This window comes from Caballeronia sp. HLA56, from assembly GCF_054655155.1.
This window is the reverse complement of the sequence record NZ_BAAHOB010000005.1, coordinates 2517983-2544898: the sequence shown is the minus strand read 5'-3', so window position 1 is coordinate 2544898 and position 26916 is coordinate 2517983. Positions and strand designations below refer to the sequence as shown.

Annotated in this window: 18 protein-coding genes and 1 tRNA gene; 12 read left to right on the top strand and 7 right to left on the bottom strand. The window is 63.3% G+C overall.

Going from position 1 to position 26916, the window contains the following annotated elements; all coding sequences use genetic code 11:
• Positions 1–549 precede the first annotated feature (549 nt).
• Positions 550–1653: a site-specific integrase gene (locus ACYQ47_RS31390; protein WP_459908663.1), complete on the bottom strand. Its 1104-nt coding sequence runs from the start codon at positions 1651–1653 to the stop codon at positions 550–552.
• Between the two features lie 216 nt (positions 1654–1869).
• On the opposite strand from ACYQ47_RS31390, the gene ACYQ47_RS31385 reads away from it, so the two are divergent.
• Both ACYQ47_RS31385 and ACYQ47_RS31380 read left to right on the top strand, forming a co-directional pair.
• Positions 1870–1944: transfer RNA gene (locus ACYQ47_RS31385), tRNA-Arg, on the top strand.
• Between the two features lie 577 nt (positions 1945–2521).
• Positions 2522–5686 (top strand): PAS domain S-box protein, encoded by a 3165-nt coding sequence (locus ACYQ47_RS31380; RefSeq protein WP_459908661.1) that lies wholly within the window; start codon positions 2522–2524, stop codon positions 5684–5686.
• Between the two features lie 9 nt (positions 5687–5695).
• Here the strand turns inward: ACYQ47_RS31380 and ACYQ47_RS31375 are convergent, their stop codons facing one another.
• The 6 genes from ACYQ47_RS31375 to ACYQ47_RS31350 are packed head-to-tail and all read right to left on the bottom strand — an operon-like array spanning position 5696 to position 12073.
• Entirely contained in the window at positions 5696–7018 is a 1323-nt protein-coding gene (locus tag ACYQ47_RS31375) for a hypothetical protein (RefSeq protein WP_459909399.1), read from the bottom strand.
• Positions 7018–8598, bottom strand: coding sequence for a vWA domain-containing protein (locus tag ACYQ47_RS31370; RefSeq protein WP_459908659.1), 1581 nt, complete (start codon positions 8596–8598; stop codon positions 7018–7020). Before ACYQ47_RS31370 ends, ACYQ47_RS31375 begins: the two co-directional genes overlap by 1 nt.
• A 1-nt stretch (position 8599) precedes the next feature.
• Positions 8600–9613 carry a vWA domain-containing protein gene (locus ACYQ47_RS31365; RefSeq protein ID WP_459908657.1) on the bottom strand — a complete coding sequence of 338 codons (1014 nt, stop codon included), beginning with the start codon at positions 9611–9613 and terminating at the stop codon, positions 8600–8602.
• Positions 9600–10115 (bottom strand): DUF4381 domain-containing protein, encoded by a 516-nt coding sequence (locus tag ACYQ47_RS31360; protein WP_459908655.1) that lies wholly within the window; start codon positions 10113–10115, stop codon positions 9600–9602. Before ACYQ47_RS31360 ends, ACYQ47_RS31365 begins: the two co-directional genes overlap by 14 nt.
• Positions 10112–11095 (bottom strand): DUF58 domain-containing protein, encoded by a 984-nt coding sequence (locus ACYQ47_RS31355; protein ID WP_250492068.1) that lies wholly within the window; start codon positions 11093–11095, stop codon positions 10112–10114. The genes ACYQ47_RS31360 and ACYQ47_RS31355 overlap by 4 nt, the downstream gene beginning before the upstream one ends.
• 18 nt (positions 11096–11113) lie before the next feature.
• Positions 11114–12073 carry an AAA family ATPase gene (locus tag ACYQ47_RS31350; RefSeq protein WP_459908652.1) on the bottom strand — a complete coding sequence of 320 codons (960 nt, stop codon included), beginning with the start codon at positions 12071–12073 and terminating at the stop codon, positions 11114–11116.
• A 240-nt stretch (positions 12074–12313) separates the two neighbouring features.
• Between ACYQ47_RS31350 and ACYQ47_RS31345 the strand changes: the two genes are divergently transcribed.
• The 10 genes from ACYQ47_RS31345 to ACYQ47_RS31300 all read left to right on the top strand — a co-directional run bounded on the left by ACYQ47_RS31345 (position 12314) and on the right by ACYQ47_RS31300 (position 26885).
• The gene (locus ACYQ47_RS31345) at positions 12314–13522 is read left to right on the top strand and encodes a formylglycine-generating enzyme family protein (protein ID WP_370652093.1); all 1209 of its coding nucleotides are present in this window, start codon (positions 12314–12316) and stop codon (positions 13520–13522) included.
• 45 nt (positions 13523–13567) lie between these two features.
• Positions 13568–14641, top strand: coding sequence for an HAD family hydrolase (locus ACYQ47_RS31340; RefSeq protein WP_250464131.1), 1074 nt, complete (start codon positions 13568–13570; stop codon positions 14639–14641).
• A gap of 43 nt (positions 14642–14684) precedes the next feature.
• The gene (locus tag ACYQ47_RS31335) at positions 14685–16349 is read left to right on the top strand and encodes an arylsulfatase (protein ID WP_244827481.1); all 1665 of its coding nucleotides are present in this window, start codon (positions 14685–14687) and stop codon (positions 16347–16349) included.
• A gap of 18 nt (positions 16350–16367) precedes the next feature.
• A complete protein-coding gene (locus ACYQ47_RS31330; protein ID WP_459908649.1) occupies positions 16368–18947 on the top strand; it encodes a fused MFS/spermidine synthase in 2580 nt (859 codons plus the stop codon).
• Between the two features lie 79 nt (positions 18948–19026).
• Positions 19027–19995 (top strand): SphA family protein, encoded by a 969-nt coding sequence (locus tag ACYQ47_RS31325; RefSeq protein WP_250525592.1) that lies wholly within the window; start codon positions 19027–19029, stop codon positions 19993–19995.
• Between the two features lie 129 nt (positions 19996–20124).
• Complete coding sequence (locus ACYQ47_RS31320; RefSeq protein ID WP_250464137.1) at positions 20125–20925, top strand: bestrophin-like domain; 801 nt, start codon at positions 20125–20127, stop codon at positions 20923–20925.
• Positions 20926–21041: 116 nt separating this feature from the next.
• Entirely contained in the window at positions 21042–21776 is a 735-nt protein-coding gene (locus ACYQ47_RS31315; protein WP_459908646.1) for a class I SAM-dependent methyltransferase, read from the top strand.
• Between the two features lie 187 nt (positions 21777–21963).
• On the top strand, positions 21964–22323 hold the full coding sequence (locus ACYQ47_RS31310; protein ID WP_459909397.1) for a DUF4399 domain-containing protein: 360 nt from the start codon (positions 21964–21966) through the stop codon (positions 22321–22323).
• A gap of 312 nt (positions 22324–22635) precedes the next feature.
• Positions 22636–24570 carry an ATP-binding cassette domain-containing protein gene (locus tag ACYQ47_RS31305; protein ID WP_459908644.1) on the top strand — a complete coding sequence of 645 codons (1935 nt, stop codon included), beginning with the start codon at positions 22636–22638 and terminating at the stop codon, positions 24568–24570.
• A 335-nt stretch (positions 24571–24905) separates the two neighbouring features.
• Positions 24906–26885 (top strand): DNA topoisomerase IV subunit B, encoded by a 1980-nt coding sequence (locus ACYQ47_RS31300; protein ID WP_459908642.1) that lies wholly within the window; start codon positions 24906–24908, stop codon positions 26883–26885.
• Positions 26886–26916: the final 31 nt, after the last annotated feature.

Here is a 26916-nt window from a genome sequence, read left to right as displayed (position 1 = left end):
TGTGACAGACGGACGGATGGTAACTGCGTCAAGGTAGGGCGTCAAGAAATCACGCTGAGAATCAGCCAAGTACGAGCAAGGTAAAGCGATTGAGGCAAGGATTGACTATGCGGCACTTACAGTGCGCCTTTTGAGCACTTCGCTCATTGCGGAGTGGGCACAGTTCGAGGCGTACAAAAAAATTCTTTTGAAGCATGGACCAGAGCAAGCGTGGCCTCGGCTTTTTCTCTGCGAGGAGGACGGTTCGCTCGGCGTCGGTGTTCTCGTCGATGTCGATCTGGCTTGATGACGGGACGACGCACCGCAATTTGGGGAAAGGCGAGCAAATCCAAGTCACATAGCTGAGCAAGCACCGGTCGATGCTTCTGTCACTACCGTACTGCTTGCGATCGGTTGTTCCGCTTTCCGGTGTAGCGGAAGACCCTCGCGCGCGGCATTGTCCTGAGCATGGGTGTTTATGGCGCGCTTCCCGTGGCCTGTCGTCGGATCAATAGAGCTCTATGGATGAGGGCGTCAGAAAGCGCAAACAATGGCGGCGCGCTGGGCATGCTAGCTTGACTCAGATTTCACAATTTCGAGACGTCCTTTGCGGGCCACCTTGGCGGGGCAGAGGTTCGTGTAACGCTTTAGATTGCGCCAGTCTTTGTGACCTGTAACCGTTGCAACCTCGGGAATCTCCCACCCTGCTTCAAATAGGGCGCTCGTCGCCTCATGTCTGAGATCATGCAGGCGGAGATCTGAAATTGACTTTGCATCGCAGGCTTGCTTGAAATATTTGCTTGCGGTGCCTTTATCGAACCGGAAAATAAACTCGTTCTTATGCGGAGGGTGGCTAGGATCCACTGCGCGCTTTCTCGCGTATTCCTCCGGGACTGGAAAGCGCGATTGCCTCATGATGATCTCGAAAGAGTCGCCGATCAACGGCACCCATTCGTTGTTACCACTTTTTTGGCGTGGATGTTTTCGGTCCCGAACAAGAGCAAGATGCTTTTCTTCGTCGATGTCGTCCCAACGTAGCGAGAAGAGTTCGCCACGGCGAAATGCGCATTGCATCGCCACCCGCAATAGATCTGGCATCGCTTGCTCGCGCTCGGGGTGTTCGGCGAACCATTCGAAGATCTTTTCGATCTCGGCTTTCGTCGGGCGACGCTCGCGTTTCTTGCCGGGTCCGATCAAGTGCAGATGATGCAGGGCTGGGCGAGCGGTGCCCACCGCGTCGGGCAGCACCATGTCCATCAACGAAGCTGTATGCCGCATAACCGTACCGAGCTTCGATAGATCCATGTCGATGGTGTATTCGCCGGCGCCGGCCGCTTTTCTCGCTTGGGCAAATTTGACGATGCGCTGCGTATTGAGCTGTCCGGCCAGCTCGTCGCCAAATGCGTCCGAGAGGCGCTGGAGGATGTAGTGCTCGTTTGACTTGGGGGCAATAGGACGGGCGGATTCGGAGCGGGCCTCGCGATACTTGACGATCAGCTCGCCAACGGTGATAGCGCGGGCGTCGACTGCGTTGTTCCCTTTGTCGATCGCTGTTTCTTGGTCGCGCGCCCAGGACAGCGCAGCGGATTTGGTCTTGAAGGTCTTTGTTATACTCTGCCCCCGGCGACGCACTTGCGCGCGCCAGCGGCTACCGATGTGCAGGATCGATGCCATCTTGGTGTCCCTCGGATTTGTAGCAGTGCCAGATCAGATTTCGGATCGAAAAGCGGATTTCGTAGCAAAATTGTAGCAAGGACGGCGGTAAATAGGGTATCACTGCGTGTCACGGTGCTTCATTTAGGAAGAAGCGCGATCAGCCGGAAACGCAAGCTGGGTAAGGCTTCGGGCCGATACTGACGAGGTCTCAGTCTTCCACGTAGTCAAGTCTATCTCCCCGTAGTTCAATGGATAGAACGAGTGCCTCCTAAGCGCTAGATGCAGGTTCGATTCCTGCCGGGGGGACCATCCTAGGTGCCGACATCACCTAAGAAAACCCCATCGCCCTCTCGAAAACGCCAATCGGCAGGGCGCGCTCATGAGCGGCAAGCGCCCGTCTAATGGATACGCCTCGGCTCGGGATCTTGCATCCTGTCGCAAAGCGAGGCCACCTCATGGATTCCCCAGTCCTCGTGTGCGGGACGTCAGTTATTGGTTGACGCACCCATTTGATGTGTCCACTACGGCTTGAGTCGATCAAGTCTGCCGAGACGCTGCGGCACCTACGACGAACCCCAAAGCGCGCTCGCAACCACGCCGGAATCGTTGCAAGCGCCTGGGATCGAGTTCAAGCCGACGCTGTAGCCAGCACGCACATCCGACATTTCCCCTGAGCGTCTTCCGCCATGAGATGCGCCCGTCGACTACGCGTGCCTCAATCAAATCGATCTTCACCGCCTGTTTAATTTTTTCCTTCCAGTGCCGTTAATCCAGAAAGTTCGCGCTTAGGGAAAAGGTTAAGTGATCGTCGAATTCGATCCATGAGACAACTTCGTTCCAACCTGCCATCAGCGCATATCGCCGCAACTTCTACTGGCGGGTGACAATGCATAACAATCCGGTCAAATTCTCCTTTACTCCGGCCGATCAGGAAGCGCTGGAGAGAAGCCTCGGGCGGATCGCCTTCGCGCCCGACGGCAGCATCCTTCGTGTCAACGAGCGCTTCCTGGAGCTCTTCGACTACAAGGGCTGGGAGCTCGTCGGACGCAATCGCAGCATCTTCAGGCCGCTCGCGACAGGCGCCACCGCGCCGGACGAGATCGATACGGTCTTCGCAACCGCCAAAGCCTTCTTCGGCGAGATGCAGCAATTGAAGCGCGATGGCACGTCCTTCTGGACTGAGGTTTCCTGCATACCGGTCGCAACCGAAGACGGCGCGGTCGGCGAGACCGTCATGCTGGTGCGCGACGTCACTGACCGCATGATGTCGGCCGCCGACGTCGCCGGCCAGATCGCCGCCATCAATACTTCGCAGGCCGTCATCCATTTCGCCATGGACGGCACCATCCTTCATGCCAACGAGAAGTTTCTGGACGCCACCGGCTACCGGCTCGATGAACTCGTCGGCAAGCATCATCGAATGTTCGTCGCCGCCGACGAGGCCAGGGACCCGTCCTATGCCGCCTTCTGGGAACGGTTGCGGCAGGGTTTGCACGCTTCCGGCGAATATCGGCGATTCCGCAAGGACGAAAAGGCCGTCTGGCTTCGGGCAACCTACAATCCGATCCTCGACCTCGAAGGACGTCCGTTCAAAATCGTCAAATATGCGGTCGACGTCACGTCGGAGAAGAAGCAGAACGCCGATTTCGAAGGCCAGATCGCCGCCATCGACAAGTCGCAGTGCATGGTGACCTTTTCGCCCGACGGCACCATTCTCGACGCCAACCGCAACTTCCTGGAAGCGGTCGGCTACACGATGGAGGAGCTCGAAGGCCGTCATCACCGCATGTTCGTCGATCCCGCGTACGCGCACAGTCTCGACTACGAGATCTTCTGGAGCGATCTGGCCGCCGGCCGTCATCGCAGCGGCGAGTTCCGGCGGATCGGCCGCGACAAGCGCGAAATCTGGCTGCAGGCAATCTACAGCCCGGTGCTCGACCAGGACGGGCGGCCCTTCAAGATCGTCAAATACGCGACGGTGGTCACGCGTGAAAAGCTTCGCCAGGCGGACCACCAAGGCCAGATCGCCGCGATCCACAAGTCGCAGAGTGTCGTCGCCTTCAATGTCGACGGCACGATCCTCGACGCCAACGACAACTTCCTGGACCTGACGGGCTATCGGCTGTCCCAGGTCATCGGTCGCCATCATTCGATGTTCGTCTCGGCCGAGGAGCGAGAAAGCGAAGCTTATGGGAAGTTCTGGCAGACGCTCGCCGCGGGTGAGTATCAGGCAGGCGAGTTCAAGCGGCTCGGCCGCGATGGCCGCGAGATCTGGCTGCAGGCTTCCTACAATCCGATCCTCGACATGAACGGGCGCACCTTCAAGGTCGTCAAGAACGCCGTCGACGTCACTGGGCAAAAGCTGCGGCAAGGTGATTACGAAGGACAGATCGCCGCCATCAACAAGTCGCAAAGCGTCGTCTCGTTCGACATGGACGGCAATGTGCTCGAGGCGAACGACAACTTCCTTACCCTGATGGGCTACGCGCTCCCGGAAGTCGTCGGCCGGCACCATCGCATGTTCGTCGACAAGGAAACCGTCGCGCATGCCGATTACGCACGCTTCTGGAGCGATCTGCGCGCGGGCAAGTTCCTGTCCTCGAAGTTCAAACGCATTGCCGCGAACGGGGCGGAAGTGTGGATCCAGGCGTCCTACAATCCGATCTACGACCTGAACGGCAAGCCCTTCAAGATCGTCAAGATCGCCGCCGACATCACCGCCGACGTCTCGCTCGCCGCCGATCTCTCGCGCGCCCAGAAAGAAGTCCAGCACGACCCGGCGACGGGCCTTCCGAACCGGCTCGGCCTGCGCAAGTTCATGCGTCAGGTGCTTTCGGCGACCGACAGCGAGCTCGCGCTCTTCTATCTCGATCTCGATCACTTCAAGCCGATCAACGACACGTTCGGCCATGAAGTCGGCGATCTCGTCCTGCGCACCGTTGCCGCCCGTCTGACGGGCGAGTTGACGGAAGGGCAGCTCGTGGCGCGGATCGGAGGAGACGAGTTTGTCGTCGCGGCCACGAATCTCACGCGGCCGCAGATCGTCGAACTCGCGGAGCGCCTCATCGAGTCCGTGTCGCAGCCGATCGCTCATGGCGAGCGGTGGCTGGAGGTCGGTCTTTCGATCGGTATCGCGCTGACGCCGCAAGACACGCTGGAGGAAGACGAGCTTTTCCGCTTCGCCGACGTCGCGCTCTATCGTTCCAAGGGCAAGCAGCGTGGCACCTTCACCTTCTACGCCGAGGATGCGGAAACCTCCGCCGAGACCGAGCGGCATCTGGCGCACGACATGCTGATCGCGATCAAGGCGCGTGAGTTCGATCTTGCTTGCAGCGTGCGTGTTTCCGCAAACGACGCAATCGCCGTCGAGATTCAGCCGTGGTGGAACCACCCGACGCTCGGCCGCCTCGGCACCGAAACCTACCTGCGCGTCGCCGAACAAAGCGGTCTCGTCGTTCCTCTCGGCGACTGGATCTTGCGCGAGGCCTGCAAGCTCGCCACGGACTTGCCCGAGATTACCGTTTGCGTGCCGGTCTATCCGAAGCAGCTCCTGACCAGCGACTTTGCCCAGACGCTGACGCTGGCGCTGCGAGAGAGCGGCGTGGACGCGAGCCGCCTCGAACTGCGGCTCGAACGCGGCACGGCGCGCGTCAACACGGAAAGCCTTCGCTCCGATGTCGCAAAGCTCAGGGCGATGGGTCTCGAAGTCGTCGCCGATAGCGTGCTCGCCGGCGAAAACGCGCTTTCGAATCGCGCCTACTGGAGCATGGACCGGGTGATGGTCGACGCGCGCCTCGGCGCCATTCTTAAGAGACAGGCTCATCCGCTCGCAACCGAGATTGCCGAGATCGAAGCTCGCGACGCCAAGGCGAAAATTTCCGGCAAACGTTGCTTCGAGATCGACGCCAGGGCGGCGCTACACAGCTTCGTGGTGCTCGATACGATCAAACCGGCCGAGCTCACGGCTGCGCTTCGCGAGACGAGTAAGAGCGCGGAGGATGCGCAGGCCGAAGACGACGGGATAATCGCGAACAAAGAGAACGTCGCGTGAGAGTCGGTTCTACCGATCTTTGTTGTCGTTGAGCGGAGCCAGCGCCGGGCGCTTCGTTCTCCGACTTCGCCAAGACTTTGTGTGACGGCGCAGACGTGTGGGTGGCGCTTCATCGGCGCGACCCGTGCCCCGATAATGGACGATGGCCGAATCCGCCAGTCGCTTCAAGTCGCTCGGTTCGAACTCGCCGATATTGCGAAGCCGCGCCGGACGCGGATAACGCGGATTGACGTCCATCCATCGGTAGAGCGCCGGAACGATGCACGACATGCTGCCCGCGCTCGCGGCCTTTCGAAGCGCCCGCCAGGCGGCGAACTCGCCTTCCGCGCGTGCTTTGCGCCACGCCGCCCACCGGCGCCAGCCGCGCTCGATCAGTACACGCATGCGCGGATAAAACCAGATTGCGAGCGCCATCGCCGCCAGGGCGACACACGCATACATGACATCTCTCTCATCGAGGTAGATCACCGTATGCCGCGCCAGGCCGCCCGGAATGTCCCAAAGCGGCCGTTCGCTCGCTGCATGCGCGCGAAAGCTAAGCGCCGGAAGATGAATCTTTTCGCGCGCGCGAGTGGTCGTGTTCCACCATTCGATATCGATTGCCGGCAGCGTGTACGTTCCCGGACGCTCGACGAGATACGCGACCGTATCCGTGCGTTCGCCCGCGACGAATCCCGAACGGTCCTGCGTGATGTTGCGGGTTACCGGCGGCTTCGAATAACGGCGCAATCCGGCGATGTCCGCAAAAGCGAGCGGTGGAATAAGCATCGACTCGGTGCCTTCCGCGCGCTCCGTGACGACACGCGTCAAGGTGCCGCCGACTTCCAGCTTGCCGTCCGAAGGTTCGATCCTTTGCGTCACGGTAAGCTTTGGCGTGGGGAAAAACGACGCCATGTCTTCGGCCCCCGCCGGCACGCTTGCGACCAACTCCAGCCGGGGCGTCGTAAGCGTGACCGGTCCGTCGGCGCCGCCGGGATGCAGCGTGATGGCGAACGGCGGCACATCGAAAGTGCCCGCCGCGCGCGGCACGATTCGATAGACGCGCCGTACCCCGAACCAGCGCACGCCGTCCATGGTCTCCGAAAGGTTCTGCGCACTCTCGTCAGGCAACGTGACGAACGCATCGTGCACGTCGAACAGCGGCCAGTCCGGCGCGGCCGTGAACCATGTCGTCGTGAGCGCATCGACGACGAGTTGCGCCGCGCTGCCCGCCACCACCTTGCCAGCCGGTTCGAGATGCGCGCGCAACATGGTTCGGGGCGCATCGTCCGCGTGAGCGATCGAAAACACGTTCGAGAGAATGACGAACCCTATCGCGAGGAGCAATCGCATCACCGACTCGCTCCCGCTTCCTGTTCGAAGCGCTGATGTAAAAACGCCGCGGGCGATGTATTCAGATTACGCATCCACGTTTCCTCCGATGGACGCTGTTGCTCGACCAGCACGCGCTGGCCGCCTTTGATCTTCTTCTTGTCCGTCTCGACCTGATCGGGCTTCTGCGTGGTCGATTCGTCACTCTGCTCGTCGTCCTCGATGAGCATCTGTACCAGCTTCCGATTTGCACGCGCCTCCGCGAACCCCGCGCGATGCGCAATCGCGGCGTCGTAAGCCTTCATCGCGCCCGCGTAATCTTTTATCCGCGCGAGCGTGTTGCCGACATAGAACAACGCGTCCGGCGTGTCGAGTCGGGTGAACGTATCGAGTGCGCCGGCAAAGTCGCCGGCAAGATACTGTGCGCGGCCTTTCCACATGGGATCGTCGAAACGCGCGGCGGCACGCTTGTAGTCGCCATGTTCGAAGCTGTAGCGACCCTGCTGATCATGCGTTGCGAAGAGATCGAGCCACTCGAACGACGCGGCTTGCGCCTGCCTGGGAAAGTAAGCCATTGAAAGCGCAACTAGTATGATCGGCAGCCACTTCACCGTCCAGCCGCGCCTGAAGCAATACAAGGCGATGACGAGAATCGGCGCGAGCAGCCAGTAGCCCGATTCCTTCCAGCGCGGCACGATCTTCGAATCCTGCGCCGCTTCGAGATACACCTGCGCACGGTGCTGCACCCATTGCACGTCGTCATCGTCCGCGCGCATGCTTGCAAGCGGAATCGAAGCCGCTTGCGTGATTTTGCGGATGGCGGCTGCATCGAACGTGCCGGTGACAGGGCGGCCCGCTTCGTCAGTCGCGATTTCGCCGTGCGCTCCACGGATCGCGCCGCCGCGTTCCGTGCCGACCGCGAGCCAAAGCAACTGGTGGCGCGATTCTTTCGCCATCCGAACGAAATCATCCGTATGACTTTCATCGAAACCGTCGCTCATGAAGACGATCGTGCCCGCTGCGTCGTCGGCCTTCTGCAAGACACGCTCCGCAAGCGCCAGGCCGGCAGCGGCGTTCTTGCCGTCATGCGGCATCAATTCGGGCGCGAGCGCAGGCACATAAAGCCCGAGCAAGGCGGGATCTTCCGTGGGCGGCACGACGAGATGCGCGCTCGCCGCGAACACCAGCAGCCCGGTGCGCGCGCCTTTGCGCGCTGCCGCGAGATCGAGCACCTTTTGCCTTGCCCGTTCGATACGGCTTGGCGCGACATCGGTTGCATCCATCGAACGCGCGAGTTCGAGGACGATCATGAGCGGCGCCTTGTCCTGATCGAAGGGCGGACGTTCCTGTTGCCACGTCGGCCCCGCCACGGCAATGGCGGATAAGGCGATCAGCGCGGCCAACGAATGGATCGGCTGCAAACCACGCTTCGCACGCTCGCCGACGATCAGATGCTCCAGCAAATGCGGCGCGATGATGTTGCGCCAGCGTGAACGCACATCGTTACGACGCAACCACGCAAACGGTAATAGCACGGCTGGGATGAGCAGCAAGAGCCATAACGGGCGCAGGAAGTGAAAAGCCGTCAGATCGATAGCCATATCAAGCTCCGATCTCCCCGGGCACGCGACGCGGCGCGCGCAAGAGCGCAACGAGACAGGCAATGCCGTGATACAGCGTGAAGAGCGACACCGCGAGCGCGAGCGCCAGCCAGTAGAACTCCCGGCGCGGCCTGTACACCTCGCGCGTGATCTTTTCCGGTGTCATCTTGTCGATCTGCGCGTACACGGACGCGATGTCTTCCGCGCGGCCCATTGCATGGAACGACGTCCCGCCAGTCGTCCGGGCAATGCTCGTCAGCGCGTCGAGATCGACCTTGTCCTCGCCTTCGGTCTGCGAATCGCCGATACCGATGGTGTGCACCACGATGCCGTGATGCTTCGCAATCTGCGCGGCCTGCGTGGGCGCGATGGCGCTTGCGGTGTCGTTGCCATCGGTGAGCAGAATCAGCACCTTTTCCTGCGCGGGCGTGTTTTCCATGAGTCTGACCGCCAGCCCGATCGCGTCGCCGATAGCCGTGCGCGGTCCCGCCATGCCAATGCGCATGGCGTCGAGCAGCATCAGCACGCTGTCGTGATCGAGCGTGAGCGGCGCTTGCGGATAAGCACCGTCGCCGAACACGATCAGGCCGATGCGGTCGCCCTTGCGCTTCGCAATGAAATCGGCGACTACGCGCTTGACCGCGCTCAGGCGATCGAGCCGTTCGCCGGTCGCGCCATCGATGAAATCGCGCTCGCTCATCGATTGCGACAGGTCGATCGCAAGCAGCAAGTCACGCGCGGGCAACTCGTGCGTGACGGGCGGTTCGAGGAACACCGGCCGCGCCGCCGCAACCAGCAGCAAAATCCAGAGCACGGGCATGAGCAAGCGCTGCAGCCAGTTGCGGCGCAGACGCACGCCGCCAGGCGCGGGTTTCTCGCCGGCAGCATGGGCCATTTCCTGAAAGAACGGCATGCGCACGGCCGTCGATGTCGTGCGATACGCGGGCGCCAGCCACCACACGAAGAGGGGCAAGGGCAGCAGCGCGAACATCCACACGTACTCAAACTTCCACATGATGATGCTCGATCCAGTCGCGCGCCGCGTGAACGAGACGGTCGGCGTCCTGTCGCGTGATGGCGGCGAGTCGCGCTTGCGGCGCATATGTCGCGGTGAAAAGCAGCGCGCCGCTCGCATCGTCGAAGTGACCGTGCGTGGCGCGCAGAAATGCAAGCCAGGTTGCGCCGCTGAGCGCGGCCACTTGCCCGCGCGGCGCGGCGGCAAGCGCGGTACGTTTGATGAGCGGCGCGATCTCGGCAAGCGCGGCCGCACGGCTTGCTTCGTCGGCAAGCTTCGCTTCGATGCGCGCCAGTTCGGCAAGCGCCTCGCGCCGGTAGCGGCTCCTTTCATGCCGACGCCAGGCGAACCATCCGGCGAGCGCCGCCAACGCCGCGAGCAAGATAAGCACGATTAGCCAGCCGATGGTCCGCGGCATATACGACACGGGCTCGGGCAACGGTAACTCGCGCAGCGCCTGCAACGCGGCGGGCGTGTCGGCGGGCATGAGCGGCGTGGTCATAGGCCGCCTTGCGCCGCGCGACGCACGCGCTCGCCGAATAAGCGCCGCACCTGATCGACGACCGGTTCGGCGGTCGATAACGCCATCAACGGCACGCCGCTCGTGCGCAATAGCTCCGCAATCGCTGCCGCGCGGCCCTTGAAGAGGCTGGCGAGCGGCGCACGCACGCGTTCGTTTTCCATGCGCAGTTCCACTTGCAAGCGTCCTTCGCTCACCACCAGCGCGCGATGCTCGGGCATGCCTTGCCAGAGCGGATCGAAGACGAGCGCCGCGATCACGTCGTTATGCGCGGCAATCTGCCGGAGCAGCCGGCGCGTGCGTTCATCGGCGCCTGCAAAGTCGCTCATGATGCACACCAGAAAGTCGTGCGATGCGATCTGCAACACGCCTTCGAGCGCCGCATTGAGTTGCGCGTAATTCGTTCGCGCGAGACTCTCGGCATGCAACGACGCGTTCATCCGCGCGATGGCGCCGAACAGCAAGTCGATGCGCGCGCGACTTCGCAACGGACGCACGCGGACCACTTCTTCGTCGCCGAACACGACGCCGCCCACGCGATCCCCGGCGGCAAACGCCATCCACACGGCGAGCGCCGCCGCTTCGGCCGCGACCACGGACTTGAGCGCACGGCTCGATCCGAAGAACATGTTCATGCGCTGATCGACGATGACCAGAAGCGGCCGATCGCGCTCCTCGGTATAGACCCGCACATGCGGCTTGCCCGTGCGCAGGCTCACGCGCCAGTCGAGATGGCGTATGTCGTCGCCGGGCAAATAGCCGCGCAGTTCCTCGAAATTCAGGCCGCGTCCGCGCATGCGCGACGCTTGCCGTCCCGACAAGATGCTCGTTACGGGCGCGGGCGCGACGAAGCTCAAACCCCGCGCGCGGCCTTCGAGCCCGGCGAGATGCGCGGCATCGACATAAACGCTGCCGATGGCCGAAGCGGGCGGGCCATGAACGTCTGCTGCGTCGTGCGGCATCGCGGGTTTCCTCCAGGCTCAAGCTGGCACGGCCACTTTCTCCACTAGCCGGTCTATCACTTGGTCGGCGCCGACCTTGTCGGCGGTCGCATCGTAGGACAGCAGCAAACGATGCCGCAGCACCGGATGGATGACCGCGCGCACGTCGTCTGGCGTGACGAAATCGCGCTCGTCGAGCCATGCATGCACGCGGCTCGCCCGATCCAGTCCGATCGCGCCGCGCGGGCTCGCTCCGACTTCGATCCATTTGCCGAGGTCGGCATCGAGCGCGCCGCCATGACGCGTCGCGTTGACAATCGATACGATGTATTCGTCGATGGCCGGCGCCACCGCGACGCGCCGGACGGCTTCGCGCGCGGCGAACACATCTTCCTGCGTCAGCGTTTCCATGGCGGCCGGCGCGCCCTCGCTTTCGCGACGCAGCAAGCGCAGCATGTCCGCCTCGCTGCCGGGCGACGCATAACCGATCAGCACCTTCATGAGAAAACGGTCCATCTGCGCTTCCGGCAGGGGATAAGTGCCTTCCTGTTCGATGGGATTCTGCGTCGCCATCACGAGGAAGAGCTCCGGCAGCGGGTACGTCTTGCCGGAGATTGAAATTTGCCGCTCTTCCATGGCTTCGAGCAGCGCGGATTGAACCTTGGCGGGCGCGCGGTTGATTTCGTCCGCGAGAATCAGATTGCCGAAGATGGGACCCGGCTGGAACGAGAGCGTGCGTTCGTTGCCCGATTGCAGAAGCGTCTCGCCGCCCGTGATATCCGAGGGCAGCAGATCGGGCGTGAACTGGATGCGCTTCATCGTGGCGGCCAGACGCGCCGCGATGGCCTTGACGGTACGTGTCTTTGCGAGACCCGGAAGGCTCTCGAGCAGCACGTGCCCATCCGCGAAAAGCGCAATGAGAATCTGGCGCACGACGGCCTCCTGGCCGATCACGGCTTGCCCGATGCTCGTCTCGAATCGCCGGATGAGGTCTTGCATGGCTCGCTCGCTAAGAGTGCAACGCGCACGCGTTGCTGATGCGATGATCCCGAAGCTGTCTGAACACGTGCTGCACAAGTTACTAAAGCAAGGCGGTTTCGTCAAAGCCGTGTCGGCCCTTTCGCAAGGATGCCTACCGTTTGCGGCATCGCTCGAAAAAAAGATTGCTAACATTTATTCGTTCGTATATTGGTGGCTCCATTGTGTTGGCTCCCATGCGACACGGTCGGGGTGACGGCAATGGCGAACATACCGGTGAATCACAACGCGGCCGGGCGAAGCTCGGAATTCAACGCAAGGCGCATGGCGCTGTGGGCCGTGCTCGTGCTGCTATGTCCGGCGCTCGTCGGATTCGCGGTGAGCCGCGCGCTGCGCGAGCCTGCCAGGCCGATGGTCCATGCCGTCCTCGGCGACGGCGTGAGCGGCCCGAAAGGCATGGCGTGGATACCTGGCGGCGAATTCCAGATGGGCAGCGACAGCAAGCTCGCGCAAGCCAACGAACGTCCGGCGCATACGGTGCGCGTTCACGGTTTCTGGATGGACGAGCATCACGTGACGAACGCCGAATTCGGCGCGTTCGTGGCGGCCACGCACTACATCACCACCGCTGAAAAGAAACCCGACTGGGAGACGCTCCGGGTGCAGTTGCCACCCGGCACGGCGCGTCCGCCGGACAGTGCGCTCACGCCGGGCGCAATGGTGTTCGTCGGCACACGGGAACAGGTGTCTCTGCAAGACTATTCGCGCTGGTGGCGCTTCGTGCCGGGCGCGGACTGGCGGCATCCCTCGGGGCCGTCGAGCAATATCGATGGCAAGGACGATCATCCCGTCGTGCAGGTCTCCTACGAAGACGCCGAGGCCTATGCCAAATGGGCGGGCAAGCGCCTGCCCACCGAAGCCGAATGGGAATTTGCCGCGCGCGGCGGGCTCGATCAGGCGACCTATTCCTGGGGTAACCAGTTCGCACCCGACGGCAAGCAAATGGCCAACGTCTGGCAAGGCCAGGAAAAGCAGCCGTTCCCCGTCGTCAACGCGAAAGCGGGCGGCGCGGCCGGGACGAGCCGCGTGGGGAGTTTTCCGGCCAACGGCTACGGACTCTCCGACATGACCGGCAACGCGTGGCAGTGGGTAGCCGACTGGTACCGGGCCGATCAGTTCAGGCGCGAGGCATCGATAGGCGGGGTGGTCAACGAGCCCGCGGGCCCGGCCAGTTCATGGGACCCGGCCGATCCCGGCGTACCCGTGGAAGCGCCCAAACGCGTTACGCGCGGCGGTTCGTTTCTGTGCAACGAAGACTACTGCCTGAGCTATCGGCCAAGCGCGCGGCGCGGCACCGACCCCTACAACAGCATGTCGCACCTCGGTTTCAGACTCGTGGTGGATAAGGACGTCTGGCAAGCGGCGCATGGCGCATCGCCGGCGAATCCGACCCGGACCGCCGCTCGCTGAACGCATCGGCGCGGCAACACATTGCTTTCGCGAAAGGAGAGTCGAGTGCGGCGGGGACTTCGACACATTCTTGCTGGCGTGCGGGCCGCGCTGCTGACTGCCGCGTTCGCGGTGCTCCTGGCGGGCTGCGCGCGCTCCGGCAACGACGCGTCCGCTCAGGCCAGCGCCGGCGTGAGCGCCGGTACCGCGCAGACGGCGCAAGGCGTTCTGCCATCGTGGCGCGGCGGCCGCGCTCGGCAAGCGCTCATCGACTTCGTGCAAACCGTCACGCGCGAAGGATCGCCAACCTATTTGCCGCCCGCGCGACGTATCGCCGTGTTCGACAACGACGGTACGTTGTGGAGCGAACAACCTATCTATTTCCAGTTTGCCTTCATGCTCGATGAAGTGAAGGCGGCCGCGCCGAACCATCCGGAATGGCGCGGCGACCCGGCGTTCAAGGCGTTGGCATCGGGCGACAAGGCCGCGCTCGCGGGCCAGCAAAAAGCATTGCTGAAACTGCTCGCGGTGGCGAACAGCGGCATGACGGTCGATGAATACGACAGCGCCATTCGCGCGTGGCTCGCAACATCGAAGCATCCGACGCTCGGGCGTCCGTACACCGCGCTCGTCTATCAGCCGCAACTCGAACTGCTCGACTATTTGCGGGCGAATGGCTTCAAGACTTTCATCGTGTCCGGAGGAACGATCGAATTCATGCGCGTGTTCGCCGAACAGGTCTACGGCATTCCGCCCGAGCAGGTGATCGGGTCGAGCCAGCTCGTGAAGTACGTCGTGCGCGACGGCAAGCCCGCGCTCGTGCGCGAACCGAAGCTCGATTTCGTCGACGACGGTCCCGGCAAGCCCGTCGGCATCTACCGGAACATCGGCAGAAAGCCCGTGCTCGCATTCGGCAACTCGGACGGCGACTTGCAGATGCTGCAATACACGGCCGCGCAGGAAGGGCCGCATCTCGAACTGATCGTGCATCACGACGACGCGGCGCGCGAATTCGCCTACGACCGCCAGTCGAAGATCGGCAAGCTCGACCGCGCATGGGACGAGGCGCTCGCGCGCGGGTGGATCGTCGTGAGCATGAAGAACGACTGGAAGGCGGTTTATCCGGCAAGCGCGCCATGACGGGCGACGCGCGAAAGACGTATGGCGCTCAAGGAGAATCACGATGACCAAGCCGCAACTCCGACGCTTCCGCTATATCACCGGCGCGCTCGCCGCGCTCGCGGCGATCTGCGTGCTGATCGTCCCGCCGATCGTCTCGACCGCGCAGACGCCGAACGCGGCGAAGCCCGCGAAACCCGCGCCGGCTCCCGCACCCGCCGCCGCGCAGAACAATAATCAGAATGGGAAGAAGCCCAACATTCTCGTGATCTTCGGCGACGATATCGGGCAGACCAATATCAGCGCATATAGCAAAGGCGTGGTTGGCTACGAAACGCCGAACATCGATCGCATAGCTAACGAGGGCATGCTCTTCACCGACTACTACGCGGAGAACAGCTGCACGGCGGGCCGTTCGACCTTCATCACGGGCGAAGTCACCTTGCGCACGGGGCTGTCGAAAGTGGGCATTCCCGGCGCGGACGTTGGCCTGCAGGCGCAGAACATCACCATTGCCGAGGCGCTCAAGCCGCTCGGCTATGCGACCGGCCAGTTCGGCAAGAACCATCTCGGCGACCGCGATCAGTACTTGCCCACCAAGCACGGCTTCGACGAGTTCTTCGGCAACCTGTATCACCTGAACGCCGAGGAAGAACCGGAGCGTCCTTATTATCCGAAGAACGACACGGCGTGGGTCAAGGCGAACGCGCCGCGCGGCGTGATCCATTCGTTCGCGGATGGCCGCGTGCAGGACACGGGTCCGCTCAACACCAAACGCATGGAGACGATCGACGACGAAACGACGAGCGCCGCCATCGACTTCATGCAGCGCCAGAACAAGGCCAACAAGCCTTTCTTCGTGTGGATGAACACGACGCGCATGCATTTGTTCACGCACGTGCGGCCATCCATGCTCGGTCAAAGCGGCATGCCGGGCAACGAATACGCCGACGGCATGATCGAGCATGACAACGACGTCGGCAAGCTGCTCAAGGCGCTCGACGACATGAAGATCGCGGACAACACCATCGTCGTCTATACGACGGACAACGGGCCGAACCAGTTCTCATGGCCGGATGCCGCCACCACGCCTTTCCGCAGCGAGAAAAACACCAACTGGGAAGGCGCGTTCCGGGTGCCCGCGATCATCCGCTGGCCCGGCAAGATCAAGCCGGGGACGGTTTCGCGGCAGATGATCTCGGGCCTCGACTGGTTCCCGACGCTGGTCGCCGCCGCGGGCGACAACGGCATTGCCGACCGCTTGCTCAAGGGCGCGGCGATCGGCGGCAAGAACTTCAAGGTGCATCTGGACGGCTATAACTTCGTGCCGTATCTCACTGGCCAGACGAAGGACGCGCCACGTCACGAGTTCTTTTACTTCAACGACGATGGCCTGCTCGTCGCAATGCGCCAGGACGACTGGAAGGTGGTCTTCTGCGAGCAGCGCCAGCCGGGCGGCTATGAAGTGTGGGCGAACCCGTTCACGTGTCTGCGCGTGCCGAAAATCTTCAATCTGCGCATGGACCCTTACGAGCGCGCCGATATCGTCTCCGACCAGTATTACGACTGGACCACGAAGAACGTGTATATCGCGCAATACGCCGTCTCGAAGGTCGCGCCGTTCCTCGCGACGTTCAAGCAATATCCGCCCGCTCAACGGCCCAGCAGCTTCAGTATCGACCAGATGACCGACAACTTGATGAAGAGCATCGAAAGCGCGGGCAAGTGATCCGGGAGCCGAGAGACGATGACAGATCTGAGCGCCGCGATCAAATCCGCCCGGACCAAGGCAAGCCGCCGCGCACCGGCCAGCGCCGATGCGCATCACGCGAGCACCATGCGTCTCGCGTGGCCTGCGTTGCTGTTGTTTGCATCGGGCGGCGCGGCGCTGATCTACCAGGTGTTGTGGGTGCGGCAACTCACGCTCGTGGTCGGCATCGAAGTGCAGGCCGTGACCGTTGCGATCAGTGCGTTCTTTGCGGGACTCGCGCTCGGCGGATGGCTCTTCGGCAAGCTCGCCGACCGGAGCATGCGGCCGTGGTTGCTGTACGCGGGACTGGAACTCGCCGTGCTTGGCCTCGGTCCGGGCGCGACGCACGCGCTGGCGCACTCGGCCGCGCTCTTCGCGACGCTGCAAGAGCGCGCCGGGCCGCTTGCATGGTTCTTGCCTTTCGCGCTGGTCGGCGCGCCTGCCATCGCGATGGGCGGCACTTTGCCCGTCCTCATGCGTGCAACCGGCGCGTCGCGGCAAGACATCGGTAGCGCGGGCGGGCGGTTGTACGCGGCCAATACCGCGGGCGCCATCGCTGGCGCGTTGCTGCCGGTGTTCGTGCTGATTCCTTTGCTAGGCGTGCAGGGCAGCGCCTATGCGGCCGCGCTTCTCAACGCCTGCGCCGCGATCGGTGCAATGTTGCTCATGCGCCGCGCCGCTGTGCAGAACGGTTCGCTCGATGACCCCGCCGCGCGCGCCAGCGCCGCTTCCTCCGGCTCGCGCATCGCCATTGCGCTCTATGCCGTCGCGGGTGGCATCGCGCTCGGCTACGAGGTGATCTGGTCGCAGGCCATCGGGCAATTCGTCAGCACGCGCAGCTTCGCTTTTTCCATCGTGCTCGCCACGTATTTGCTCGGTCTTGCGCTCGGCAGCGCGATCGCGGCGCGCCATGCTCAACGGATACGCGACCCGTGGAGCGCATTCGGCGTGCTGATCGCGTTGGCGGGTCTGGCCGCGTTCGCGGGCGTCGCATGCGTGGGCGACTGGCTTTCGCTCGCCCAGCGTCACGCAGCCGACTTCGGCCTGAGCGTGACGGGCAACATGCTCGCGTCGATGAGCGCGGGCTTTGCCGTCGCCGCATGCGTGATCGTGCTCGTGCCGACGATCTTGCTCGGCGCGGCGTTCCCTTTCGCGCTCGCCATGGCCGCCGATGGGGACACCGCGCACGGAAGCGGCATCGCAAGCCGGGTAGGGCGCGTCGTCGCGATGAATACCGCGGGCGGCATCGGCGGGACGCTGTTTGCGGGTTTCGTGCTGATTCCGTCGCTCGGTCTGATCCGCTCGCTCGGCTTGCTTGCGGTCGCGGCGAGTCTGATCGGCTTGTCGGCGGCACTGAGCGCGCGCTCCGCACAAAAGGCCGGCATCTGGGCAAGCGCGGGCATTGCGGCGATCTCGGTTGCCGTCTCGATCGTCGTGCCGTCCGACCGGCTTGGCGTGCTGCTCGCCAAGGCGCATCACGGCAGCCTTGCCTATTACGAGGAAAGCTCGGGCGGGACGGTCGCCGTGCTCGAACAAGGCCCTGAGGCGCAACGGTTCCGCCGTCTCTACATTCAAGGTGTCTCGAACTCGGGCGACGCCATGACGTCGCTGCGCTACATGCGTCTGCAAGCGCTGCTGCCGCTCATCGTGCATGCCGGTGCGCCGCGTTCCGCGCTCGTCATCGGACTCGGCACGGGTATCACGGCGGGCGCGCTGCTCGCGTGGCCGGGCCTCGAAAAACGGGTGGTCGCCGAATTGTTGCCGGCGGTCGTGCGCGCGTCGCCGGCGTTCGCGGGCAATTACGACGTGAGCGCCGATCCGCGCATCGAACTTCGAGCCGGAGATGGCAGGCGCGAACTGCTGTCGCGCGATGAACGCTACGACCTCGTGACGCTCGAACCGCCGCCGCCATCGGCGGCGGGCGTGGTGAACCTGTATTCGACTCAGTTCTACCGGCTCGCGGCGGCGCGATTGAACGAGCGCGGTATCGTCGCGCAATGGTTGCCAATCGCGACGCAAAACGAGCAGGAAACGCGCTCGCTCATCCGCAGCTTCATGCAGGTGTTTCCGCATGCCGCGCTCTTCACGACCGAGTTCCACGAGATGATGCTGATCGGCTCCAGGGAGCCGTTGACGCTCGACGTGCCGCGCATTCGCGAGCGCTTGGCACAGCCCGACGTAGCGCGCGCGTTGAACGAGGTGGGCATCGGCTCGGCGGAAGCGCTTCTTGCAACTTATGTCGCGGACGGCCCCGCACTTGCCTACTATGCCGCCGATGCCCGCCCCGTCACCGACGACGATCCGCGCATCGAATACGCGCCGTGGGTCGAGCCGACGGATTTTCCGGCGACGCTGACGCGCTTGCTGGCGTTGCAGAGCGAACCGCCGCTCGCAAACGGCGACGCCGGATTCACCGACGCGCTGCACAGCGAGCGCGACACACTGCATGCGTTTTACCGGGCGGGACTCGATGCGTATCGTGGCGACCGCAACGCATGGGCGGGGGAAATTCGCGCGGTGCTGAGCGCCGACCAGGCGAACCCGTATTACCGCTGGGTGCTCGGCGCGCACGACTGAGCGCCGCATCTTGCTTGCGTGAAATCGTTGTTTTTTCTAGAGGCGATGAACCGGCATGACGTTACCGACACACCACCTCATGCATGCTCTCCGAGTCCATTGGCATCGCCTCGCCGTGGCGCTTTTCGTGGTCGGCGTCTGCCTGCTGCCTTTATCCTCGCGTGCGACCGAGGGCGCGTTGGGGCGGCCCGTTGCGGGCATGAGCGTGCTGTCCGGAATCGGCATTGTTCCGCCAGAGCCGCTGACGCTGGTGAGTCTGCAGCAAATTTATATCGATGGTTCCATCAGCGGCAATCGTCAGGTCCCGATTGCCGGCAAGACCTCGCTCGGGATCGACGGGCAAGTCGCCTTCACGCTCGCGACGGTGCTCAAGGTATGGGGCGGCTTCGCGGGATGGGACTTCGCGTCGGGAATCACGGTTCCGTACGTATGGACCGAAGTGACGGCATCGTTTTCGGCGGGGCGTTTCGGAACGACGAGCAGCGACCGCGCGTCGAATCTGTTCGACCTTTACTTCACGCCTATCGTGGCCGGGTATCACTTTTCCCAGACGGCGCATATCGCGCTCAGCTTCAATTTCTGGGCGCCCACCGGTCACTACGATGCGAACGCGCTCGCCAATCCCAGCCTGAATAACTGGACCTTCGTCCCGCAGGTCGCGTTCACCCAGTTGATGCCGAAATACGGACTCGAATTCGACGTCGTGGCCGGTCTCCAGTTCTATACGCGAAACACCGCAACCGATTATCAGAACGCGCCATTGTTCACGCTGGATGCAATGGGACTGAAGAAGTTCTCGAACGGCCTGGGGGTTGGCCTCGTGCTCGGAACGGTTCAGCAGTTGGGCAACGACTCGGGACCGCTCGCGGACAGGCTGAACGGCTTTCGGGGGCACGACTTTTCGATGGGTCCGATCCTCACCTACGACACCAAGATCGACGGCAAGCGCCCGTTGTCGGCGAGCTTGCGATGGGTGCCGTCGATTGCAAGCACGAACCGGTTAAAGAGCACGGCGAGCGTGATGGCGACCATGTCCGTCGCTTTCTAGGCCGCGGCCGCCCTTCGATCGACGAGTCGAAACGCTGCGTCCCCGGCGTTTTTTCAACTGCACCGCGCCTGCTTTCTGGTCGATAATGCGGCGAACCGTTGCGCCGCCGCGCCCACGACCCATGCGCTCATGACTGAAGTCGAATCCGCCGTCCTCGTTTTCGCGTTGCTGCTCGCAAGCACCGGCTTGGGCGCGATCGTCCGGCCGTTGCTGCCCGAGGAGCACAAGGCGCAGGAGACCGTGCAACTCGTGCAACTGCTGGTCGGCATGCTGGTGACCTTCGCGGCGCTCGTGCTCGGCTTGCTGACGGCATCCGCGAAAACGGTCTTCGATACCACCAACACCGACTTGCGCAGCTACGCGACATCGATCATCGAACTCGATCACACCATGCGCGATTACGGCGCCGACCTTGAGCGCGCACGTGCGCTCTTGCGCTCGTACACCGCTGCGGCGATCGCCAGCACCTGGCCCGACGAAGCGCCGCCCTTGGGCGATTATCCGGCGGTCGGCACATCGCTTGGCGGAGCCGACAATCTCGCGAGCCGCACACTCGGCGAATTGCTCAATCGTGGCCAGCATGAAGTGCGCATGCTCGCACCGGGCGATGCCTACCACCAGCGCCTCGCCGACGAATGCGCGACGCGCTTCGAAGACCTCATTGCGCTGCGCTGGAAGCTCGTCGAGGAAGCGCATGGGTCGATCTCCTATCCGTTCGACCGGATTCTCGTCGGCTGGCTGCTCATCATCTTTCTGTGCTTCGGGCTGATCGCGCCGCGCAACGCGCTGTCGCTCGTGACGATCACGCTGGGCGCGCTGTCGATCGCCTCGGCGGTGCTCGTGATCCTCGATCTCGACACGCCGTTCTCCGGTCCGATCATGGTGCACAGCCAACCGATGCGCGACGCGCTGGCTTATCAGAGCCGCTAATCTCCGGTTACGCTGACGCGTGCTTCGTCGCGCTCGCCGACGAGAAGCGCTAATCTCCTGTTACGCTAAGCGGCGCTTCGTCGCGCTCCATCACTCGTTCGCCTACAGAGCCGCTCATGTCCAGTTACGCTGATCCACGCATCGTCGCGCTCTACGACGCGCTCAATCCCGCCGCCGCCGATACCGCGTTTTATCTCGCGCTAGCCGAATCGGCGGGACATATCGTCGATCTGGGCTGCGGCACGGGCTTGCTCGCCTGCGAATTGGCGATGCGTGGCTACAAGGTCACGGGCATCGATCCTTCCGCGCCCATGTTGCGCGTTGCGCGCGCGCGTGCGCATGGCGAGCGCGTGACGTGGATCGAAGGCGACGCCTCCGCCTTGCCGTTCGTCGCCCCTGCCGATCTCTTGTTGATGACGGGTCACGTCGCGCAAGTCTTTCTCGACGACGCCACCTTTCTCGCCACGCTCGTGGCCGCGCGCCGGGCGGTGCGTCGTGGCGGACGCATCGCCTTCGAAAGCCGCAATCCCATTGCGCGCGCGTGGGAGCGATGGACGCCGGAACATTCGCGACGTCGCGTGAGCGGGCCGGATGGCCGCGGCGTCGAAGTGTGGCAGGAACTCCACGCGACCCCCGATCCGCTAATCAGCGCACGCGCGGCCTTCACGACGCACTATCGTTTCGACGATGGCGAGACGCTATCCGCAAAGAGCGAGTTGCGCTTTCGCTCGCGCGATGAGTTGGCGCGCCTGCTCGATGACGCGGGTTTTGCGCAGATCGATTGGTATGGAAACTGGGATCGTGCGCCGGTGACGGACGAGAGTCCCGAGTTGATCGCCGTGGCGTCGTGAACGCTCGGACGCGAGCGCGCCACGTTGGCGTGGCGAGTAGCCACGACAACTTCACGACACGCGGTGTATCCTTGGTCGCGGCCTCGGCGCGAAGGCTCGCGCAATCGGCCGGTTTATCGACAAGGAGAACACGATGCTTAAGAAAACGCTCTCGAAAGCGCTATTGCCCGGCGCATTCGCGCTCTCGATGCTCGCTGGCGCGGCACATGCGCAATCGTCGCGCGTCTACTTCGTGGAGCCGAAAGACGGCGCCACCGTCACGAGCCCCGTGCATGTGAAGTTCGGCGTGGACGGCATGAAGATCGCGCCAGCCGGCACGATGACGGAAGGCACCGGACATCACCATCTGCTCATCGACAGCGGTCCCTTGCCCAAGGGCACCGTGATTCCCGCGAACGATACCTCGCTGCACTTCGGTAAAGGCCAGACGGAAGCCGATGTGAAGCTGGCGCCGGGCGATCACACGCTCACCATGCAGTTCGGCGACGGCCAGCACAAGTCGTATGGGCCGGAGATGAGTTCCACCATCAAGGTTCATGTGAAGTAACGTGAGGGCGGCGGGGGCAGCGGCGATTCCTTGCGGAATGGCCGAGGCCGCCGTCGCGATTCTTTCGTCCCTACACCGGCACGCCGCATCCGCATCCAGCCGACGATTGCATCAGCCGCATCACGTCCATGCGTTTCGGACCAGCAACGCCGCCGCCCTCATCCATACGGCCAGGGCCTTCGCCGACGACCGCGCGCGCACGCCGCGTTTCCGACTCGCCATCCTCGTCCATTCAGCCAGCGCCCCAACCCTCGGGCCTAACATCGGTACAATGGCCGCTTCCCCGGTATCGCACTGTTCGCATCCATCCCCATGTCGCTTTATTCCATTACGGACGCGCAGCTCGCGTTCGGTCACGTCGCATTGCTCGATCACGCGGATTTTTCGCTCGAAGCGGGTGAACGCGTCGGTCTGATCGGCCGCAACGGCGCGGGCAAGTCGTCGCTACTCAAGATCGTGGCGGGGCTCGCCGCGCCCGACGACGGTCTCGTCACGCGTCAGAACGAACTCTCCACGGTCTATGTGCCGCAGGAACCCGAATTCGATCTCGACGCCACCGTGTTCGATGTCGTCGCCTCCGGCCTGACCGAAGCACGCGCGCTCCTCGACGAATACGACGCCGTCGCCCACGAACTCGCGGATACCCCCGAAGGCGTGCAGCACGACGCCTTGCTCTCGCGCATGAACGCGCTGCAATCGGCGCTCGATTTGCGCGATGCCTGGAACTGGCGCAATCGCGTCGCGACCACGCTCGCGCAGATCGGTCTCAACGGCGACGCGCGTTCGGGCGCGCTGTCCGGCGGCATGAAAAAGCGTGTGGCCCTGGCCCGCGCGCTCGTCGTGCAGCCCGACGTGCTCTTGCTCGACGAACCGACGAACCATCTCGACTTCGACGGCATCCGCTGGCTGGAAGACCTGCTCGTGACACTGCGCACGGGGCTGCTGTTCATCACGCACGATCGCGCGTTTCTGGATCGCGTGGCTACACGCATCGTCGAACTGGATCGCGGGCGGCTCTTGTCGTATCCCGGCAACTTCAGCGCGTACCAGACGAGAAAGGCGCAGCAACTCGAAGTCGAACAGGTGGAAGCGGCGAAGTTCGACAAACTGCTCGCGCAGGAAGAAGTGTGGATTCGCAAGGGCGTGGAAGCACGCCGCACGCGCAGTGTCGGACGCATTGCGCGGCTCGTCGAGATGCGCAACGAGCGCGCCGAACGCCGCAACGTGCAAGGCAACGTCAAGCTGGATGTCGGGCAGGGCGAGAAATCCGGCAAGATCGTCTCCGAACTGACCGATGTAACCAAACGCTTTGGCGGGCGCACCGTCGTCGATGCCTTCACGGCCACCGTCATGCGCGGCGACAAGATCGGGTTCGTCGGGCCGAACGGCGCGGGCAAGACGACGCTGCTCAAGCTGATTCTCGGCGAATTGCAGCCCGACGAAGGGCGCGTGCGTACCGGCACGAACATTCAGGCGGCGTATTTCGATCAGATGCGCGCACAGCTCGATCTCGACAAATCGCTCGCCGACACCATCAGCCCCGGCAGCGAATGGGTCGAAGTGAACGGCGTGAAGAAGCACGTGATGAGCTATCTCGGCGACTTCCTGTTCGCACCGGAACGCGCGCGCTCGCCGGTGCGCTCGCTGTCGGGCGGCGAGCGCAATCGGCTGCTGCTTGCGCGGCTCTTTGCGCGGCCCGCCAACGTGCTCGTGCTGGATGAGCCGACCAACGATCTCGACATTCCCACGCTCGAACTGCTCGAAGAACTGCTCGCGGAATACGACGGCACCGTGCTGCTCGTGAGTCACGACCGCGCTTTTCTCGACAACGTGGTGACGTCCGTGTTCGCCGCGGAAGGCGGCGGCAAGTGGCGCGAGTATGTCGGCGGCTTCTCGGACTGGCAGATTCAGCGCGAACGTTCGGAGCGTATCGCCGAGGAAGCCGCGCGTCAGAGCGCGAAGGAAGCGACGAAGGACGACGCGCCGAAGGAAAGCGCGGCCGGCCGCAACGCGCAACGCAGCGTCAAGATGTCGTTCAAGGAACAGCGCGAGCTGGAAGCGCTGCCGGTGCGCATCGCGGAACTGGAAGAGGAGCAAAAGCGCATCGGCGCGCAGCTGGAAGACGGTTCGATCTTCGCGAAGGACGCCAAGGAAGGCGCGCGTCTTTCGGAGCGGCACGCAGCGATCGACGAGGAACTCATGGTTGCGCTCGAGCGCTGGGAAGAGCTCGAAGCCAAGCGCAAGTAACACACGCATTTCAGCATGCCTGGCCGCGACCGCGCGGAATCGGCGCGGTCAGGGCTGGCCTTTTATTCGTCCGATGTGGGCGGCGCGGACGAAAACCGCTATTCTCCTAGCGCGGCCAAGGATCGGCGGGCGGGGCGAGCGCTCCGCACGAGCACATCCGGCCAGGCAGATAACGTTTCGAGCAATCGATCAAGCATTCGCCGGCACTTCGGGCGCATGTCGTGGCATTCCCGCGAGCACGCACGATGCCGGGTCAACGTTCAACTATGACCACGAAAAAATCCAGCGCGGCCGAGTCAGGCACGCAACACCGCGCAGCGCAACGAGAGCGCGCGATGAGCGCGAAAGCGGCCGGCTACAGCGAAGCATCGATCAAGGTTCTCAAGGGGCTCGAGCCGGTCAAGCAGCGGCCCGGCATGTACACGCGCACCGAGAACCCGCTGCATATCATTCAGGAAGTCATCGACAACGCGTCCGACGAGGCGCTCGGCGGCTACGGCAAGCAGATCACCGTCACGCTTCATACGGACAACTCCGTGTCCGTCGAGGACGACGGCCGTGGCATTCCGTTCGGCTTGCATCCGGAAGAAGGCGTGCCGGTGGTCGAAATCGTGTTCACGCGCTTGCACGCGGGCGGCAAGTTCGACAAGGCCGCAGGCGGCGCCTACACGTTTTCCGGCGGGCTGCACGGCGTGGGCGTTTCGGTCACGAACGCGCTTGCCACGCGCCTCGAAGTCACGGTCTGGCGCGACAACAAGATCGCGCAACTGGCGTTCGCCAATGGCGACGTCATCGAGCAACTCGTCACGCGCCCCGGCGACCGGGGCGCGAAAAAGACGGGCACGCGCGTGCGCGCCTGGCCCAATCCCAAGTACTTCGACTCCCCGAATTTCCCGCTCGGCGAATTGCAGCGCCTGTTGCGTTCTAAAGCCGTCTTGCTGCCGGGCGTGGAAGTGGCGCTCGTCATCGAGAAAACGGGCGAACGGCAGTCGTGGCGATACGAAGACGGTTTGCGCGGCTATCTGCTCGAAGGCATGGGCGGCAGCGACTTGCTGATCCCGCTTTTCGAAGGCGAACGTTTCGCGGAAAGCTCGCGTTCCAGCGAGGAAACCTTCGCCGAAGGCGAGGGCGCGTCGTGGGTCGTCGCGTGGAGCGAGGAAGGGCCGCTTCTGCGCGAGTCTTACGTCAATCTGATCCCGACGCCCGCAGGCGGCACGCACGAATCCGGCCTGCGCGACGGGCTCTTTCAGGCGGTTAAAAGTTTCGTCGAGCTTCATAACCTTCAGCCGAAGGGCGTGAAACTTCTCGCCGAGGACGTGTTCGCGCGCGTGTCGTTCGTGCTCTCCGCGAAAGTGCTCGATCCGCAGTTCCAAGGCCAGATCAAGGAACGCCTGAACAGTCGCGATGCCGTAAAACTCGTTTCGTCGTTCTCGCGTCCGGCGCTCGAATTGTGGCTCAACCAGCACGTGGAATACGGCAAGAAGCTCGCGGAACTGGTGATTCGCCAGGCGCAGGCGCGTACACGTGCCGGGCAGAAGGTCGAGAAGCGCAAGAGTTCGGGCGTCGCGGTGCTGCCGGGCAAGCTGACGGATTGCGAATCGACGGATATCGCGCGTAACGAACTCTTTCTCGTCGAGGGCGATTCGGCGGGCGGCTCCGCGAAAATGGGCCGCGACAAGGAGTTCCAGGCCATCCTGCCCTTGCGCGGCAAGGTGTTGAACACGTGGGAAACGGAACGCGACCGGCTTTTCGCGAACAACGAAGTGCATGACATCGCCGTGGCGATCGGCGTCGATCCGCATAGTCCGGACGACAAGATCGACCTGTCGAATCTGCGCTACGGCAAGATCTGCATTCTCTCGGACGCGGACGTCGACGGCTCGCACATTCAAGTGCTCTTGCTCACGCTTTTCTTCAAGCACTTCCCGCAACTGATCGAACGCGGTCACGTGCATGTGGCGCGTCCGCCGCTCTTTCGTGTCGATGCCCCCGCGCGCGGCAAGAAGCCCGCGCAGAAACTCTACGCGCTCGACGAAGGCGAACTCGAAGCCATCCTCGACAAGCTGCGCAAGGACGGCGTGCGCGAAACCGCATGGACCATCAGCCGCTTCAAGGGCCTCGGCGAAATGAGCGCGGAACAACTCTGGGACACGACCATGAACCCCGACACGCGCCGTTTGCTGCCGGTCGGCCTGGGCAATCTCGGCTTCGATCTCACCGTCTCGCGCATGACCATGCTGATGGGCAAGGGCGAAGCCGCGTCGCGCAGAAGCTGGCTCGAAGAGAAGGGCAACGAAGTGGAAGCGGACATCTGAGGCCCGCATTCTGGCCCATAGCGCCCGCATG